Annotated in this window: 12 protein-coding genes, 1 pseudogene and 1 other annotated feature; of the genes and pseudogenes, 5 read left to right on the forward strand and 8 right to left on the reverse strand. The window is 68.5% G+C overall.

Going from position 1 to position 15,783, the window contains the following annotated elements; translation table 11 throughout:
• Positions 1-33: 33 nt before the first annotated feature.
• Complete coding sequence (locus ASG48_RS05830; protein WP_055846614.1) at positions 34-558, forward strand: DUF3429 domain-containing protein; 525 nt, start codon at positions 34-36, stop codon at positions 556-558.
• 7 nt (positions 559-565) lie between these two features.
• Here ASG48_RS05830 and pdeM read toward each other — a convergent pair whose 3' ends face one another.
• Entirely contained in the window at positions 566-1,285 is a 720-nt protein-coding gene (pdeM, locus tag ASG48_RS05835; RefSeq protein WP_055847901.1) for a ligase-associated DNA damage response endonuclease PdeM, read from the reverse strand.
• Between the two features lie 151 nt (positions 1,286-1,436).
• Positions 1,437-1,489 (forward strand) — a sequence feature (sul1 is cis-regulatory element that is thought to sense ions involved in sulfur or methionine metabolism; They are found in Alphaproteobacteria).
• A gap of 81 nt (positions 1,490-1,570) precedes the next feature.
• Between pdeM and ASG48_RS05840 the strand changes: the two genes are divergently transcribed.
• The 3 genes from ASG48_RS05840 to ASG48_RS18205 all read left to right on the forward strand — a co-directional run bounded on the left by ASG48_RS05840 (position 1,571) and on the right by ASG48_RS18205 (position 4,538).
• Positions 1,571-3,049, forward strand: a complete 1,479-nt coding sequence (locus ASG48_RS05840; protein WP_055847904.1) for a SulP family inorganic anion transporter — start codon at positions 1,571-1,573, stop codon at positions 3,047-3,049.
• A 174-nt stretch (positions 3,050-3,223) separates the two neighbouring features.
• Positions 3,224-3,679 carry a hypothetical protein gene (locus ASG48_RS18200; protein WP_156381466.1) on the forward strand — a complete coding sequence of 152 codons (456 nt, stop codon included), beginning with the start codon at positions 3,224-3,226 and terminating at the stop codon, positions 3,677-3,679.
• Between the two features lies 1 nt (position 3,680).
• Positions 3,681-4,538: a hypothetical protein gene (locus ASG48_RS18205; RefSeq protein ID WP_156381467.1), complete on the forward strand. Its 858-nt coding sequence runs from the start codon at positions 3,681-3,683 to the stop codon at positions 4,536-4,538.
• Positions 4,539-5,029: 491 nt separating this feature from the next.
• Here ASG48_RS18205 and ASG48_RS05850 read toward each other — a convergent pair whose 3' ends face one another.
• The 3 genes from ASG48_RS05850 to ASG48_RS05860 form a co-directional block, all read right to left on the reverse strand.
• On the reverse strand, positions 5,030-7,600 hold the full coding sequence (locus tag ASG48_RS05850; RefSeq protein WP_055846627.1) for a ligase-associated DNA damage response DEXH box helicase: 2,571 nt from the start codon (positions 7,598-7,600) through the stop codon (positions 5,030-5,032).
• A 40-nt stretch (positions 7,601-7,640) separates the two neighbouring features.
• Positions 7,641-8,291 carry a YitT family protein gene (locus ASG48_RS05855; RefSeq protein WP_055847907.1) on the reverse strand — a complete coding sequence of 217 codons (651 nt, stop codon included), beginning with the start codon at positions 8,289-8,291 and terminating at the stop codon, positions 7,641-7,643.
• A gap of 137 nt (positions 8,292-8,428) precedes the next feature.
• Complete coding sequence (locus tag ASG48_RS05860; protein ID WP_156381468.1) at positions 8,429-9,346, reverse strand: methyltransferase; 918 nt, start codon at positions 9,344-9,346, stop codon at positions 8,429-8,431.
• A 97-nt stretch (positions 9,347-9,443) separates the two neighbouring features.
• On the opposite strand from ASG48_RS05860, the gene ASG48_RS05865 reads away from it, so the two are divergent.
• A complete protein-coding gene (locus ASG48_RS05865) occupies positions 9,444-10,475 on the forward strand; it encodes a ligase-associated DNA damage response exonuclease (protein ID WP_055847910.1) in 1,032 nt (343 codons plus the stop codon).
• A 19-nt stretch (positions 10,476-10,494) separates the two neighbouring features.
• Here ASG48_RS05865 and ASG48_RS05870 read toward each other — a convergent pair whose 3' ends face one another.
• The 4 genes and pseudogenes from ASG48_RS05870 to gap form a co-directional block, all read right to left on the reverse strand.
• On the reverse strand, positions 10,495-11,241 hold the full coding sequence (locus tag ASG48_RS05870; RefSeq protein WP_055847913.1) for an SGNH/GDSL hydrolase family protein: 747 nt from the start codon (positions 11,239-11,241) through the stop codon (positions 10,495-10,497).
• 55 nt (positions 11,242-11,296) lie between these two features.
• Complete coding sequence (locus ASG48_RS17835) at positions 11,297-12,490, reverse strand: phosphoglycerate kinase (RefSeq protein ID WP_082529324.1); 1,194 nt, start codon at positions 12,488-12,490, stop codon at positions 11,297-11,299.
• Positions 12,491-12,622: 132 nt separating this feature from the next.
• Positions 12,623-14,404: pseudogene (locus ASG48_RS05875) on the reverse strand (potassium/proton antiporter); the annotation flags it as partial.
• Between the two features lie 229 nt (positions 14,405-14,633).
• Complete coding sequence (gap, locus tag ASG48_RS05880; RefSeq protein WP_055846633.1) at positions 14,634-15,647, reverse strand: type I glyceraldehyde-3-phosphate dehydrogenase; 1,014 nt, start codon at positions 15,645-15,647, stop codon at positions 14,634-14,636.
• Positions 15,648-15,783 lie beyond the last annotated feature (136 nt).

The raw sequence follows: 15,783 nt of genomic DNA on the forward strand, positions 1-15,783 counted from the left end.
GGCCGCCGCGGCCGCCGGCCTATCTCGTCTCGCATGACCGAGACGATCGACCCCGCGCCCCGCTCCGCTCCGCCCTCTGCCGCCGACGGCGACGTGCCGCCGGGGCCACCGGAGCGCACCGCCTGGATCCTCGGGCTCGCGGGCCTCGTCCCCTTCGTCCTGATGACGGCCGCGCTTCTCTATGCCGGGCGCGCCTTCATCGCCTACGATTTCCTGATCCTGGCGCTGTCGGGCTATGGCGCGGCGATCCTGTCCTTCCTCGGCGGCATCCGCTGGGGCGCGGCGATCGAGCGGCCGGACGGGCTGCACACGCGGCGCGCGCTCGTCGGCTCGGTCCTGCCCTCGCTTCTCGGCTGGGCGATGCTCCTGGTGCCGGTTCCCTACAATCTCGCGGGCCTTGCGCTCGGCTTCGCGCTGCAGGGCCTCTGGGACGTTCGCGCCACGCGCAGCGGCGCCCTGCCGCCGTGGTTCGCCACGCTGCGCATCGCGCTGACCGTGGTGGTGATGCTCTGCCTCGCCGCGAGCTTCGCCGTCCTCTTCCTCTCGCCCGCGGCCTGACGGGCGCTCAGCCGCGGCTGAGCGAACGGAAGGCGATCGTGTAGATGCGCGTCAGGCCGATGACGTGGGCGCGCGCCGCCCTGAGGTCGAAGAGCCCGTCGAAGGCGCGGTCGAGGACGTTCAGCCCGCCGGTCGTCACCCCGAAGGAGGGCATGACCATGCGCGTGCCGTCGCTGGCGAAACACGCGCCGCGCACCGAGCGGCCGTTGCCGGAGACGCGCGCCACCGGGTGGAGATGGCCGGCGATCTCGCCGGCCCTTGGGTGCGGGGAGGGCTCGTGGCGCAGGGTCAGCCCGCCGAAGGCGACCTCCGTCATCGTCTCCCCGCCGAGCCCGGCCGGCGGCTCGGGATCGTGGTTGCCGGCGATCCAGATCCAGTCGCGGCCCGCCATCAGGCCGGCGAGCGCCTCGCGATAGGGGGCGGGCATGAGCCCCGCGCCCGCCCGGTCGTGGAAACTGTCGCCGAGCGCCACGACGCGTCGGGGGGCGTGGCGGGCGAGCGCGGCGCCGAGCAGGGCGAGCGTCGCGGCCGTGTCGTAGGGCGGCAGCATCATGCCGCGGCGCGCGAAGGCGGCGCCCTTCTCCAGATGCAGGTCCGAGACGACGAGGAGATCGTGCTCCGGGCAGACGATGACGCCGGTGGGATCGCAGGTCACGGCCTCGCCGTTCACCTGTACGTCCACCGTCTCGCCTTCCGACTGCCGCCTGCGCCGCGAAAGAGCGTTCATCCCCGTCATTCGCCCCGAACTTGCATGATTCGCCTTTCGTTCCTTTCGACGCCGTCTTTCCGGCGAAGGCAAGGCGACAGGATGAAGCGGCGGCCGACAAGGGCGCGGCCACCTTGCAAAGCGGCGGGCGATCGGCGATGGTTGCAGCGCACAAGGACCCGCCCGCGCGGGTGGCTATGCCGGGCGCCTATCCCTCGGCCAATCTCGACGACCCGTTCCGGAAATTTCCGACCCCGCGCGTGCCGCACGCATCGCGGGACCGTCGTCCCGATGTTCCGTTGCTTCATGACCTTGACCGAAAACCTGAAAGCCGACTGGTTCGGCAATATCCGGGGAGACCTTCTCTCCGGCCTCGTGGTGGCGCTCGCGCTCATTCCCGAGGCGATCGCCTTCTCGATCATCGCGGGCGTCGACCCGCAGGTCGGGCTCTACGCCTCCTTCTCCATCGCCGTCCTCACCGCCATCTTCGGCGGGCGCCCCGGCATGATCTCGGCCGCCACCGCGGCCACCGCCGTGCTCATGGTCACGCTCGTGCGCGACCATGGGCTGCAATATCTCTTCGCGGCCACGGTTCTGGCCGGCCTCGTGCAGATGGTGGCGGGCGTCGCGCGTCTCGGCGACCTCATGCGCTTCGTCTCGCGCTCGGTGATGACCGGCTTCGTCAACGCGCTCGCGATCCTCATCTTCCTCGCCCAGCTGCCCGAACTCACCAACGTGCCGTCGATGACCTATGTCCTCGTCGCCGCCGCGCTCGCGGTCATCTACCTCTTCCCGTACCTGACGAAGGCCGTTCCCTCGCCGCTCGTCGCCATCGTCCTCGTCACGCTCGTCGCGGTCTTCTTCGGCATCGACGTGCGCACGGTCGGCGACATGGGCCAGCTGCCCTCCACGCTGCCGATGTTCCTCCTGCCGGACGTGCCGTTCAACCTCGAGACGCTGGCGATCATCGCGCCCTATTCGGTGGCGATCGCGCTCGTGGGTCTCCTGGAATCGCTGATGACCGCGCAGGTCGTCGACGATCTGACGGATACGGGCTCGGACAAGAACCGCGAATGCGTCGGCCAGGGCGTCGCCAATTTCGTCACCGGCTTTTTCGGCGGCATGGCGGGCTGCGCGATGATCGGCCAGTCCGGCATCAACATCCGCTCGGGCGGCCGGGGGCGCCTCTCCTGCTTCGCGGCCGGCGTGTTCCTCCTGATCCTCATCGTCGGGCTGGGCGATCTCGTCGCCATCATCCCGATGCCGGCGCTCGTCGCGATCATGATCATGGTCGCGATCGGAACGTTCGACTGGGGCTCCCTGAAGAGCCTCGTCACCCATCCCCGCCGCTCGTCGATCGTGATGCTGGCGACCGTCGTCATCGTGGTCTGGACGCACAATCTGGCGCTCGGCGTCTTCGCCGGCGTCCTCCTTTCCGGCCTGTTCTTCGCCTCGAAGATCGCCCAGATCTTCCGCATCACCTCGAGGCTCGACGGCGAAACGCGGACCTACACCGTCGAAGGCCAGGTCTTCTTCGCCTCCGCCGACCGCTTCCTCTCCGCCTTCGACTTCAGGGAGACACTGGCGAAGGTCGTGATCGACGTCACCTCGGCCCATATCTGGGACCTCACCGGTGTCGGCGCGCTCGACAAGGCGGTGCTGAAGTTCCGCAAGGCGGGCGCCGAGGTCGAGGTGATCGGCCTCAATCAGGCCTCTCAGACGATCGTCGACAAGCTCACGATCCAGAACCGCGCCGACGCGCTGGAGATGCAGCCGGGGCATTGAGGGGAGGCGACGGCTGGCGGCGGGAGGAGGTTGGCACTGGCAGCAAACGACCCCTTCCAGACCCCACTGCCCGGATTAGACGAGGCCGATAGCAGACATCACCTACGTCGGGAGTCGATGGACCGATCTACGGCGTCAGCTATAATCGGCAAAGAGGCGATAGAAGGAATCACAATGCCGAAGGCGCAGCCATCAGCCGACGATGTAGCGAAATGCATAAGCGATATCGTTCATCGCACCTGGGCCGAGTCTCAGCAACCGGTGCTTCTCGCTGCCCTTCCTCCCCTCATTGAACGTGTTGTCGGTGACTACGATGAAGCTCTCGGCGGTCGGGGGCTCTTCCAGTTCACTCAGGAAGCGCTTGCTGATGACGTCGTGGCGGTCCGCCATCCAGTTCACATCGCAAAGGTCGGGCTGATTCCCAAAGGCAAGGCTTACCAGTTTCCGACCGATGGTTCAGGGCCGACAAGAGGCCCCAGCTTCACAAGGCTGCTTAGGGAATCTGCTAGAGGTAAGGCTGGCGAAAAAACCAAGCTAGATACCCTTATGGAGGTCCTGAGCGATCTCGATGAAGAGGACGCCAAGCAGGTTTCTATCCCGTTCCATATCATTCTGAAATTGTCGCGATAGAATGCATCTGGCGGTTTTTGCCGTAAGTCGATCGCCGGATAAGATCGCGTTCCTTGAAGAGCACAAGGAGCGGGTCGTTCCGGTCAGCGCGACACGTGATGGCTATCTAGCAGATGTTCGGGCTCGGATCTCCGTTATGCCGTTCCTTTTTCAAGACGGCGATCTGCAACGCTTCGCAAGCCGAGTGACGACATTCCTTGAAGGCAAGCAGGGTTTCGTCATTCTGCTAGATGGGGATGGTTTCCAAGACCTGGAGTCGTCGTACTGCGAGGCAGCAATCTGCGTTCGCGGCGATTTTGGGCTCAAAGGACCGAAAGACCGGAGCGCTAATGCGTTTCAGAGTACGCTTGCTTCAGGACTGAGGGCGTTCTCGGTGATCTCCAGCCGTTTCGATGATTACAAATATCAGAAAATCCTACTCCTCCCAGTAAAGAATTTTCATTTTGATGCTTGGGATGAACTTTGCGACCATGTTTGTCGCAGTGAGCGCGATCGAAACTTTCAGAGAATCGTGCAGGAGAAGCTTTCTAAGCTTTTAGAACGACAGTCACCCAAGCGGTATGAAAAGGGGCGTCGTGAACGTGAGAGGTTCCACTTCGATGAGAGGGACCTGTATTTTCAGCACGGCCATGAGCACCATGCTCATCCTGATACCAAATCGCCGCCTCACACGGTGAAGTGCATCATGAACGCTGATTGGCGATTTGGCCGTACGTTCGACCGGCAGAGGCATTTCAACGTTTCGGGTGAGAGACCGGTCGGCGGCTTCAGTGCTACGTTTTGGGACTGTCATGGGCGCGAAGAGCTGATCGAGCGCAACGACAAGCTCGACCTTTTCACTAACAGCTTCTGGACTTAGTAGCGGCCTCGGCTTGCGCCGAGGCCGCTTTCCGGAGAATACCTAACGGTTGTTTCCTACTCACTAAGGCGAACAAACCGGATCACAAACTGAGTTGATCTTTCGGGTTTATCGACTCTTACTTTTGACTTCGCGACGCCTTTCGCGTTTCCGCTACTCGGGCCCCGCCGCTCCGTATGGCAGGCCAGTTAGGTCCGTTCTTATGTCGCTGTTTGTACATCGAAGTCAACGACGTGGTGAACACTGTGGTGAACATCCTGGCCTCGACATCGGATTAGGACACCGCGTCTCTCGCCCTCCGCCTCGGCCATGAGTTCAAAGTCGAGGCTGAGCGTGTCCGCTAGGACACCTCTCGCAGAGGATCAGATGCGGCGCATGCGACGCGTGATGTTTTTCGAAAGGCAGCTTCTGTTAGCTTCCAGCTCAAAAGCGGACGGACAGCTTTCCACCCATGGCAGCCTTTCCCGCGTTCCCTTCCGCTCACCCCACCCTCACACATAATTCGACCGAAAATCCGTCATCTCGCCGATCGCCTTGATGATCAGCTCCTCCTCGGCGGCCTCGGCCAGGAGTTCGTCGCGGGCCTCGCCCTCGATGCGCTCGCGGCCGGCTTCCAGCATGATGGGAACGGCGAGCGGCGAGATCTCCTCCAGATCCTTGTGCAGGATGTGATGCTTGACGCGGGCGAGGAGGTCGGAGACGCGGCGCACGTCGAGGAGGCCGGTGGCCGCATCGTCCCAGGTCGCCTGCAGGAGGAGGTGGTCCGGCTCGTGGACGCGCAAGACGTCGTAGACGAGGTCGGAGGAGACGGTCATCTGCCGGCCGGTCTTCTCGCGGCCGGGCTGGTTCTTCATCACGAGGCCGGCGATGATCGCGCATTGGCGGAAGGTGCGTTTCAGGAGCCAGGAATCGGCCATCCAGGCTTCGAGGTCGTCGCCCAGCATGTCCTCGTCGAAGAGGTCCGCGAGGGAGAGGCGCCCGCCCGAGATCATCGCGCCGAGATCGCCGCGGCCCCAGATCGAGAGGGCGTAGTCGGTCGCCACGAAGCCGAGCGGCTTGGCGCGGGCGCGCTCCAGGCGCCGGGTGAGAAGCATGCCGAGCGTCTGGTGGGCGAGGCGGCCCTCGAACGGATAGGCGACGAGAAAGAAGCGGTTGCCGTTCGGAAAGGTCTCGATCAGGAGCTCGTCCGGGCCGGGGATCGCGGATTTGCGCTTCTGGATCTCCAGCCATTCGCCGACCTGGCTCGGCAGCGCCCCCCATTTGGCGGGGTCGGCCAGCATCTCGCGCACCTTGGCGGCGAGGAAGGTCGTCAGCGGAAACTTGGTGCCGCCGTAATAGGGGACCTTGGCTTCCTCCGCGTTCGACTTGGTGACGAGGCATTCCATCTCGTGGATGCCCTGGAAGGCGAGGACCTGGCCGGAGAAGAGGAACGTATCGCCGACGCTGAGCGTCTCCAGGAAGTTCTCCTCGATCTTGCCGAGGACCGCGCCGCCGCGCGCCATGGCCGAGCGCGTCTTCGCCCGCACCAGGCGCACGTTCAGCGATTCGGACTCGATGATCGTGCCGGCGTTCATCCGGTAGCCCTGCGCGACGCTCGGATGGGTGATGCGCCAGGTGCCGTCCTCGGTGAGGCGGATCTTGGCGTAGCGCTCGTAGACGCGCAGCGCGTAGCCGCCGGTCGCCACGAACTCCACCGCCTTGTCGAAGGTCTCGCGCGGCAGGCGCGCGTAAGGGGCGGCGCTCGTCACTTCCGTGAAGAGATCGTCGGCGCGGAAGGGCGCGGCGCAGGCCATGCCGAGAATGTGCTGGGCGAGGACGTCGAGGCAGCCCTCGCGGATGGGCGGGGAATCCTGCGCGCCCAGATAGTTCGCGTCGAGCGCGGCCTGGCACTCCATCACCTCGAATCGGTTGGCCGGCACGAGGATGGCCTTGGAGGGCTCGTCCATACGGTGGTTGGAGCGGCCGATGCGCTGGGCGAGGCGCGAGGCGCCCTTGGGCGCGCCCACATGCACGACGAGATCGACATCGCCCCAGTCGATGCCGAGATCGAGCGTCGACGTGGCGACGACCGCGCGCAGGCGGTTCTCGCTCATGGCGGCCTCGACGCGCCGGCGCTGGGCGGTGTCGAGCGAGCCGTGATGGAGCGCGATGGGCAGCGTCTCCTCGTTGATGCGCCACAGTTCCTGGAAGAGGCCCTCGGCCTGGCTGCGCGTGTTGACGAAGAGAAGCGTCGTGCGATGCGCCTTGATCGCCTCGTAGACCTCCGGCATCGCGTAGCGCGACGTATGGCCCTGCCAGGGCACGCGCTCGCGGCTCTTCAGGATGGTGATCTCGGGCGCCGCGCCGCCTTCCACGGTGATGAGATCGGCCATGGCTGCCGGATCGTCGGCCGCGCCGGGCCCTTGCGGCACCAGCCAGCGGCGCAGCTCGTCGGGGTCGGAGACGGTCGCCGAGAGGCCGATCGTGCGCAAGGTCGGGCGCAGCTGGCGCAGCCGGGCGAGGCCGAGCGAAAGGAGCTGGCCGCGCTTGGAGACGACGAGCGCGTGCAGCTCGTCGAAGATGACCGTGCGAAGGTCCGAGAAGAAGATCTCGGCATCCGGATTGGAGATGAGGAGGGCGAGCTGCTCGGGCGTCGTCAGCAGGATGTCCGGCGGGCGCAGCTTCTGGCGCTGGCGCCGGCTCTGCGACGTGTCGCCGGTGCGCGCCTCCATCGAGATCTTCAGGCCCATCTCCTCCACGGGGACGGCGAGATTGCGCTGGATGTCGGTCGCCAGCGCCTTCAGCGGTGAGATGTAGAGCGTGTGGATGCCGGGCGGGCGCGTGCCGGGCTTGCGACGGCCGCGCCGCGAGAGATCGACGAGCGAGGGCAGGAAGCCCGCCAGCGTCTTGCCGGCGCCCGTCGGCGCGATGAGGAGGACGGAGGCGCCGGCCTCGGCGCGCTCCAGGAGATCGACCTGATGGGGGCGCGGAGCCCAGCCCTTCTTCGCGAACCACGCGTCGAACGGGGCGGGCAGCGGGCTCGGCGCGGCCGTTTCGGCCGAAAGGTCGGGGAGGAGGTTCACGGCAGGAGAGGTAAGGCCCGACCCCGCCCTCTCCAAGGGCTCACACCGCGAGATAGCGGTCGGTGCGGTGGTTGATCGCGAGGAAGAGGTTGAGGACGAGCGCGCCGATCACCGAATAGAGGACGGCGCCCGGCGGCACGGCGGCGAAGGCGGTGACGAGCACCAGGAGGTCGACGCTCATCTGCGTGAGACCGGCGCGCCAGCCGAAGCGGTCCTGCAGGTAGACCGCCAGGATGCCGACGCCGCCCGCCGAGGAGCGGTGGCGGAAGAGCGCGAGAAGCCCGAATCCGAGCATCAGCCCGCCGAGGCAGGCGCCGACGAGCGGCTGAATGCGGGCGAAGGCGACGAAATCGCCGGCAAAGGCCGTCATCAGCGACAGGAGGGCGACGGCGAAGGCGGTCTTGATCGTGAAGGCCCGCCCCATGCGCCCGATCGCCAGGCCGTAGAAGGGCAGGTTCAGCACGAAGAAGACGAGGCCGAAGTTCCAGCCGGAGAGATAGTGGACGACGAAGGCCAGGCCCGCCATGCCGCCGGTGAGAAAGCCCAGATGGCCGAGAATGGCGATGCCGAAGGCGGTGAGCGTGACGCCGGCGAGCACGCCGAGCGCGTCCTCCCAGGGGCTGTGGCGCGTGGCGGTGGCCGCCCAGTTGCCGAAGCGGTGGGCGCGCCGCGTCGTCTCCGCGTCGCCCATCGGCGGGGCGGCGCGCGCGCAGGCCTCGGGAAAGCTGTCCGTTGCTGGCCCGGCGCTCATCTCTGGTCTTCCTCGCCTCTTCGCATCTGCGAGACGACAATAGCCGTCCGGCCCGGCGGTGCAATCGCGCCCGCCGGTCAGCCGATGCGCCGCAGGAGCATGGCTGCGCCGTGCACGGGCTCGCCCCGGTCGCGCCGCAGGACGAGGCGCTCCTCGGCGAGAAGCGCGAAGCCGAGGTCGCGGCCGAGCGCCGCGAGGAGGGCCGGCGCATGGGCGTAGCGCAGCGAGGGCTGGATCGCATAGGCGCCGGCCGCGTCGTCGGCCTCCACCGTGAAGGCGAAGAGCCCGCCCGGCGACAGGCGCGGCGCAAGTGCCGAGAAGACCGGCGAAAGATCGCCGAGATAGGTGAGGACGTCGGCGGCGGTCGCGAGATCGAAGGCCGGCCCGTCCTCGCGCAGCGCCTCGACGATGTCGCCCTCGCGCAGCGTGTCGTAGAGGCGCTTGCGGCGCGCGACCTCCAGCATGCCGGCGGAGAGATCGATCCCGTCGAGCCGGTCGCAGAGGGCGCGCAGGCGCGCGCCCATCAGGCCGGTGCCGCAGCCCAGATCCATGGCGTGGGCGAAGCGTGCGGACGGGCCCGCGACGCGCGCGATCATCCCGGCGATCGCATCCGGCGCGCGATACTCGAGGCGGCCGACGAGGGCTGCCTCGAAGCCTTCGGCATATTGGTCGAAGAGGCCGGCGACGAAGGCGGGCGAGGGGGCGGCGGGGGCCTCGCCCGCGCCGAGCGCGGCGATCTTCAGCCCGGCGCCGTAGGGGTCGCCTTCGTCCTCGGCGCGAATGTCGGCATAGAGGGCCAGCGCGCCCGCCAGATCGCCCGCTTCCTCCAGGAAGTTGGCGAGCCGCAGGCGTCCGAGCGTCCAGCGCGGGGCGAGTTCGAGCGCCTGGCGCATGAGATCGGCGGCGGCCGCGAAATCGCGGGCCCTGGCGTAGTCTTCGGCATAGGCGGCGCGGCGGTCGGCGCGCTCGTCGCCGGAGCGGTGGGAAAGGATCATCGTCGTCCTGCGCGAAAGCGTGGCCGGGCCGCGCGCCGCCATCGCGACCCGATATCGCCGCTTCCGCCGCGCCCGCCAAGCCCTATCTTGGAACGCCATGGCCCGTTTCGAAGATCTCCTCCGCCCGACGCCGCAGGGCCTCTACTGCCCGCCCGGCGATTTCTACATCGATCCGGTGCGCCCGGTGGAGCGCGCGCTCGTCACTCACGGCCATGCCGACCACGCCCGGCCGGGCTCGACGCATGTGATGGCGAGCCGGCAGACGCTGGAGATCATGGCGATCCGCTACGGCGAGGCCTTCTCGCAGACGCGGCAGGAGGCGGCGATCGGCGAGAGGGTGGCGGTGAACGGCGTCACGGTCTCCTTCCATCCCGCGGGCCACGTCCTCGGCTCCTGCCAGATCGCGGTGGAATGGGGCGGCATGCGCATCGTGGCCTCCGGCGACTACAAGCGCCGACACGACCCGACCTGCGCCGGTTTCGAGCCCGTGCCCTGCGACGTCTTCATCACCGAGGCGACCTTCGCGCTGCCGGTGTTCCGCCATCCCGAGACGGCGGAGGAGGTGGGCAAGCTTCTGGCTTCGCTGCGCCAGTTCCCCGAGCGCGCCCATCTCGTCGGCGCCTATGCGCTCGGCAAGGCGCAGCGGGTGATCCGGCATCTGCGCGAGGCCGGCTACGACGAGCCGATCTACATCCACGGCGCCCTGAAGCGGCTCTGCGACTATTATCAGGAAGAGGGCGTCGATCTCGGGGAACTGCGCCCCGCGACGGTCGCGGCCGGCCGCAACGGCGAGGGCGAGGCGAAGGCGGCCTTCGCGGGCGCCGTCGTCGTCGGCCCGCCCTCGGCCTTCGCCGACAAATGGGCGCGGCGCTTTCCCGATCCGGTCTCCTGCTTCGCGTCCGGCTGGATGCGCGTGCGCCAGCGCGCCCGCCAGCGCGGCGTGGAACTGCCGCTCATCATCTCCGACCATTGCGACTGGGACGAGCTCGTCGACACGCTGGACGAGCTGCGCCCGCAGGAGGTCTGGGTGACGCATGGGCGCGAGGAGGCGCTGGTGCGCTGGTGCGAACTGCGCCAGATGCGCGCCCGGCCGCTGCATCTCGTGGGCTACGAGGACGAGGCGGAGTAGGCGGCCCGGCTCGCCCGCGTCAGGCCTCCGCGGCGCGATCGCCGAGGACGTAGGCGGCGAGGTGTCCGGCGACGTAGGTGTAGCCTGCGGCCGAGGCGTGGAACCCGTCGCGCGAGAAGCCGGCGGGCTCGACGCGCGGGATCGTCGTGGCGGGCACGACGCCGCGCTCCACGCAGAGCCGCGTTCCCACGCGCCGCACCATGGCGGCCCGAAGCTCCAGAACCTTGGCGAGCCCCCTCGGCAGAGCCGGCACGCGCAGGAAGTCCACCGGCGGCGACCAGACGATGCGCGCCTCCGGCCAGCGGGCGCGCAGCGCGTAGAGCAGCGTGCCGAAGCCGCGCTTGAAACGGCCGGCGCGGTGGAAGTTCTTGGCGTCGTTGGTGCCCACCATCAGGACGATGTGGGTGAAGGGCTCGCGCTCGATATTGGGCACGACATGGTCGCGCACCTCGGCGCTGATGGCCGAGTTCGAGCCGGCCATGCGCCAGGAGACGGTCTTGCCGGTGAGGGCGAAGAGCCGCTCGGCGAGCCGCGGCGCCAGGCATTCGGAGACGTCGTCGACGCCGACGCCCGCGGCCGAGGAATCGCCGAGGACGAGAAGGCGGATGGCGGCGAGGGACGTATGCCCGCCCGCCTCGTCGGCCGGGCCGACGCGCCCGCGCGCGGGGCCGGCCGGCGGGGGCATGCGCTCGGTGCGGCGGCGCACGCTCAGCCCCTGCACCACGTAGACGGGGATGAGCGCCCAGGACAGGGCGCTGTCGCGCAGGCTCACGGTACCGTCTCCCTCTCACGCCTTTCCATCGTGACCGGCCCTTCGGGCGTCAGGCCTTCAGCACCTCGACGCCCGGCAGGGCCTTGCCCTCCATCCATTCGAGGAAGGCGCCGCCGGCGGTCGAGACATAGGTGAACCCGTCGGCCGCGCCCGCATGGTTGAGGGCGGCGACCGTGTCGCCGCCGCCGGCGACCGAGACGAGCGTGCCCGACCGCGTGCGCTCCGCCGCGTGCCGGGCGGCGGCCACCGTCGCCCGGTCGAAGGGCTCGATCTCGAAGGCGCCCATCGGGCCGTTCCAGACGAGCGTCTTGGCTCTGTCGATCCAGGCGGCGACGGCCTCGACGCTCTTCGGGCCGACATCGAGGATCATCGCGTCGGCCGGCACGGCGCCGACATCGACCGTCTCGTTGGCCGCGCCCGCCTTGAACTCGCGCGCCACCACCGCGTCGACCGGCAGAACGATCTCGCAGCCGGCCGTCTTCGCCGCTGCCAGGATGGCGCGGGCGGTGTCGGCGAGATCGTGCTCGCAGAGCGACTTGCCGACGTCGACGCCCTGGGCGGCGAGGAACGTGTTGGCCATGCCGCCGCCGATGACGAGCCCGTCGACGCGGGAGACGAGATTCTGGAGGAGGTCGATCTTCGTCGAGACCTTGGCGCCGCCGACGATCGCCAGGACCGGCTTCTGCGGCCGGCCGAGGCCCTTCTCGAGGGCTTCCAGCTCGGCCTGCATGGTGCGGCCGGCATAGGAGGGCAGGTGGCGCGCCAGCCCTTCGGTGGAGGCGTGGGCGCGGTGGGCGGCCGAGAAGGCGTCGTTGACGTAGAGGTCGCCCAGCGAGGCGAGCTCGGCGGCGAAGGCGTCGTCGTTCTTCTCCTCGCCGGCGTGGAAGCGCGTGTTCTCCAGAAGCACGACGTCGCCGTCCTTCAGCGCCGAGACGATGCCGGCCGCCACGGGTCCGGCGCAGTCGGCGGAGAAGCCGACGGGCTTGCCGAGCGCCTTCGACAGGACGCCGGCCAGCGGCTCCAGCGACTGGGCGGGATCGGGCTTGCCCTTGGGACGGCCGAAATGGGCGAGCAGGATCACGCGGCCGCCCTTGTCCGCGATCTCCCGGATCGTCGGCAGGATGCGCTCGATGCGCGTGCCGTCGGTGACCTGCCCGTCCTTCATCGGCACGTTGAGGTCGACCCGCACGAGGACGCGCTTGCCCGACAGGTCCACGTCGTCGAGCGTCTTGAATTCCGTCATCGTCCCGGTCTCCCCGATCCTTGCGGGCGGCTCGGCGTCGTCGAAGCTCTGGGGCTCCTGCGCCGGGGCTCGTCCCGCCTTCGTTTCGCCCCTGGGCGTTTGCCTCAAGCCGAGGGCCTTGCGCAAGGGCGAGAAGACGCCGCGCACCACCGTCGCGACGTCGGACGCGTCGAAGACGATCGGGATGCGGCGATGGTCGCCCTCGGGCTCCAGCGACAGGCCGGCGTCGATCACCTCGCCGTCGATGTCGGTCTCGCGCACGATGAGCTCCACCGGCTTCACCAGCACCCGGTCGCCGTATTCGGCGCGGCCGCCGAGGCGCGCGATCATCATCTGCGAGATGGTCATGTCGCGCTCGCCCTCGCGCAGCGTCGCGCCGTAGGCGGCGGCGAGATCGGCGGCGGGCTGCGAGGGATCGACCGAGAACTCGCCGAAGAACTCGGCATCGTCCGGCCGCACGGCGACGGGGCTGGCGAAGAGGCGGTCGAGCAGGCGCGGCAGGCGCGGCGAGATGAAGAGATAGACCGTGTCGCCGGCGCGGAGGCGCCCGGCATACTGGTAGCGCATCGACTGCCCGTCGCGCACGACCAGCGAGGGCCGGGCCCAGCGCGGCACGCGCTCGCCGCGCGCCACGGGGCTGCCTTCCACGACGCGCCAGGAGACCAGCTCGTGCGTCGCCGTGCCCGGCAGTTCGAGCTCCACGCGCTCCACCGGGCCGATGCGCTGGGGCACGACGAGACCGAGGCGCGCGGCGACGAGGTTGATCGTCCAGCCCTGCACGAGGAGCGAGACGAGGACGACGATGAAGGCGACGTTGAAGAAGGTCCGGTCCGGGTCGATGCCGGCGATCAGCGGCACGATGGCGAGCAGGATCGACACCGCGCCGCGCAGGCCCACCCAGGAGACGAAGGCGCGCTCGCGCTGCTGGAAGGAGAAGGGCAGGAGGCTCAGCGAGACCGCCAGCGGGCGCGCCACGAAGATGAGGAAGGCCGAGAGCGCCAGCGCCTGCCAGCCGATGCCGAGGAATTGCGAAGGCGTGACGAGGAGGCCCAGCATCAGGAACATGATGATCTGGGCGAGCCAGGTCATGCCGTCCTGGAAGCGCCTGAGGCTGGCGGCGAGGCGGATGCCGCTGTTGCCGGCATAGAGGCCGGCCACGTAGACCGCCAGGAAGCCGCTGCCGTCGACCACGCCCGTCACGGCGAAGACGAGCATGGCGAGCGCGAGCGTCAGGATCGGCAGGAGCCCGGCCTCGACGTCGAGCTTGTTGACGAGGATGCGGATCATCCAGCCGCCGGCAAGGCCGAGGACGAGGCCGAGGCCCATCTGGCGCAGGAAGCCGAGAAGGACGTTCAGCCCGAGTTCCGACAGCCCGGCGCCCTCCACGATGAGCTCGACGAGGACGATGGTGAGGAAGATCGCCATCGGATCGTTCGAGCCGGACTCGATCTCGAGCGTGGAGCGAACGCGCTCGCGGATGGTGATGCCGCCGATGCGCAGGAGGAAGAACACCGCCGCCGCGTCCGTCGAGCCGACGATGGCGCCGAGCAGGAGCCCGTCGAGGAGCGGAATGCCGAGGAGCCAGGAGGCGGCCGCGCCGAACAGGCCGGCCGTGACGAGGACGCCGACGGTCGCGAGCGCCAAGGCGGGCGCGGCGGCGTTGCGGAAGGCCTGGAGCGGCGTGCGGAAGCCGGAATCGAAGAGGATGATGGCGAGCGCGATCGAGCCGACGAAATAGGCAAGACCCGCATTGTCGAACTGGATGCCGAGCCCGTCCGTGCCGGCCAGAAGGCCGACGGAGAGGAAGAGGAGGAGGAGCGGGGCGCCGAAGCGGAAGGCGAGAAGGCTCGACAGCGCCGCGACCAGCACCAGGACGGTGCCGACCAGGATCACGAGGTAGAGCGGCTCGAGCATGGGAAAGGATGCGCCTCGGCGGGGGCTGACGGGGCCGGACGAAACGGCGGACGGACGCGGCGCGGCGCGAACCCGGCCGGCAGGTGCCGATATACGGCGCGGGGCGGGAAAGGCCAGCGCGTTCGCGCCTTCGCAGGGCCTTGCCGCAATGCAGGACACGCATGCCCGACATGCGAACGGGGCCGCCTCGCGGCGACCCCGTCCAACGGCTCGGATGCCCTTTGCGGGGTCAGGCGGCGTTGTGCAGCGCGATCGCCGTGTCCGACATGCGGTTCGAGAAGCCCCACTCGTTGTCGTACCAGGAGAGGATGCGCACCATCGTGCCGTCCATGACCTTGGTCTGGTCCATGTGGAAGACCGAGGAATGGGGATCGTGGTTGAAGTCCGAGGAGACGTTCGGCGCGTCGGTATAGCCGAGAATGCCCTTCATCGGGCCGTCGGCGGCGGCGCGGATGGCGGCCTGGACCTCCTCCACGCTCGTCGCGCGCTTGGCGACGAAGACGAGATCGACGACCGAGACGTTGGGCGTCGGCACGCGGATGGCGACGCCGTCGAGGCGCCCCTTCAGCTCGGGCAGGACGAGGCTGACGGCCTTGGCGGCGCCGGTCGAGGTCGGGATCATCGAGAGCGCGGCGGCGCGGCCCCGGTAGAGATCCTTGTGCATCGTGTCGAGCGTCGGCTGGTCGCCGGTATAGGAGTGGATCGTCGTCATGAAGCCCTTGTCGATGCCGATGGCGTCGTTGAGGACCTTGGCGACCGGGGCCAGGCAGTTCGTGGTGCAGGAGGCGTTGGAGACGATCCTGTCGGCGCCCGTCAGCGTGTGGTGGTTCACGCCGTAGACGATGGTCTTCTCGTCTTCGGCGTTCGTCAGCGGGCCAGAGATGACGACCTTCTTGGCGCCGGCCTCCAGATGGGCCGCGGCCTTCTTGGGCTCGGTGAAGATGCCCGTGCATTCGAGCGCCACGTCGACGCCGAGCGAGGCCCAGGGCAGGTTCTTCGGGTCGCGCTCGGCCGAGACCTTGATCGGCCCGCGGCCGACGTCGATCGTGTCGCCGGAGACGGTCACCTGGCCCGGGAAGCGGCCATGCACGGAATCGAAGCGGATGAGATGGGCGTTGGTCTCGACCGGGCCGAGGTCGTTGATGCCCACGACCTCGATGTCGGTGCGGCCCGATTCCACGATGGCGCGAAGGACGTTGCGGCCGATCCGACCGAAACCGTTGATTGCGACGCGAACTGCCATGTCTTGCGCTCCAAGCGTGCCGAACTGTTTCTCCGTCCGTCCTGCAACGGCGGCCCTCGGGGTCGGCTCTAAGGCCAAAGCGGCACGGGATCAATGCCGGGCCGCTTTGAGCTTTTCTTAAGGCCCGGTAAGGCGC

The sequence above is a fragment of the Aurantimonas sp. Leaf443 genome, from assembly GCF_001425575.1.
Classification (GTDB): domain Bacteria; phylum Pseudomonadota; class Alphaproteobacteria; order Rhizobiales; family Rhizobiaceae; genus Leaf443.

What these genes read in the sequence shown, in the direction of transcription:
- ASG48_RS17835 (WP_082529324.1), bottom strand. Translation starts at nt 12,490, where the DNA reads ATGACGGAATTCAAGACGCTCGACGACGTGGACCTGTCGGGCAAGCGC.
- ASG48_RS05840 (WP_055847904.1), top strand. Translation starts at nt 1,571, where the DNA reads ATGACCTTGACCGAAAACCTGAAAGCCGACTGGTTCGGCAATATCCGG.
- ASG48_RS05830 (WP_055846614.1), top strand. Translation starts at nt 34, where the DNA reads ATGACCGAGACGATCGACCCCGCGCCCCGCTCCGCTCCGCCCTCTGCC.
- ASG48_RS18205 (WP_156381467.1), top strand. Translation starts at nt 3,681, where the DNA reads ATGCATCTGGCGGTTTTTGCCGTAAGTCGATCGCCGGATAAGATCGCG.
- ASG48_RS05860 (WP_156381468.1), bottom strand. Translation starts at nt 9,346, where the DNA reads ATGATCCTTTCCCACCGCTCCGGCGACGAGCGCGCCGACCGCCGCGCC.
- ASG48_RS05855 (WP_055847907.1), bottom strand. Translation starts at nt 8,291, where the DNA reads ATGGGCGACGCGGAGACGACGCGGCGCGCCCACCGCTTCGGCAACTGG.
- gap (WP_055846633.1), bottom strand. Translation starts at nt 15,647, where the DNA reads ATGGCAGTTCGCGTCGCAATCAACGGTTTCGGTCGGATCGGCCGCAAC.
- pdeM (WP_055847901.1), bottom strand. Translation starts at nt 1,285, where the DNA reads ATGAACGCTCTTTCGCGGCGCAGGCGGCAGTCGGAAGGCGAGACGGTG.
- ASG48_RS05865 (WP_055847910.1), top strand. Translation starts at nt 9,444, where the DNA reads ATGGCCCGTTTCGAAGATCTCCTCCGCCCGACGCCGCAGGGCCTCTAC.
- ASG48_RS18200 (WP_156381466.1), top strand. Translation starts at nt 3,224, where the DNA reads ATGCCGAAGGCGCAGCCATCAGCCGACGATGTAGCGAAATGCATAAGC.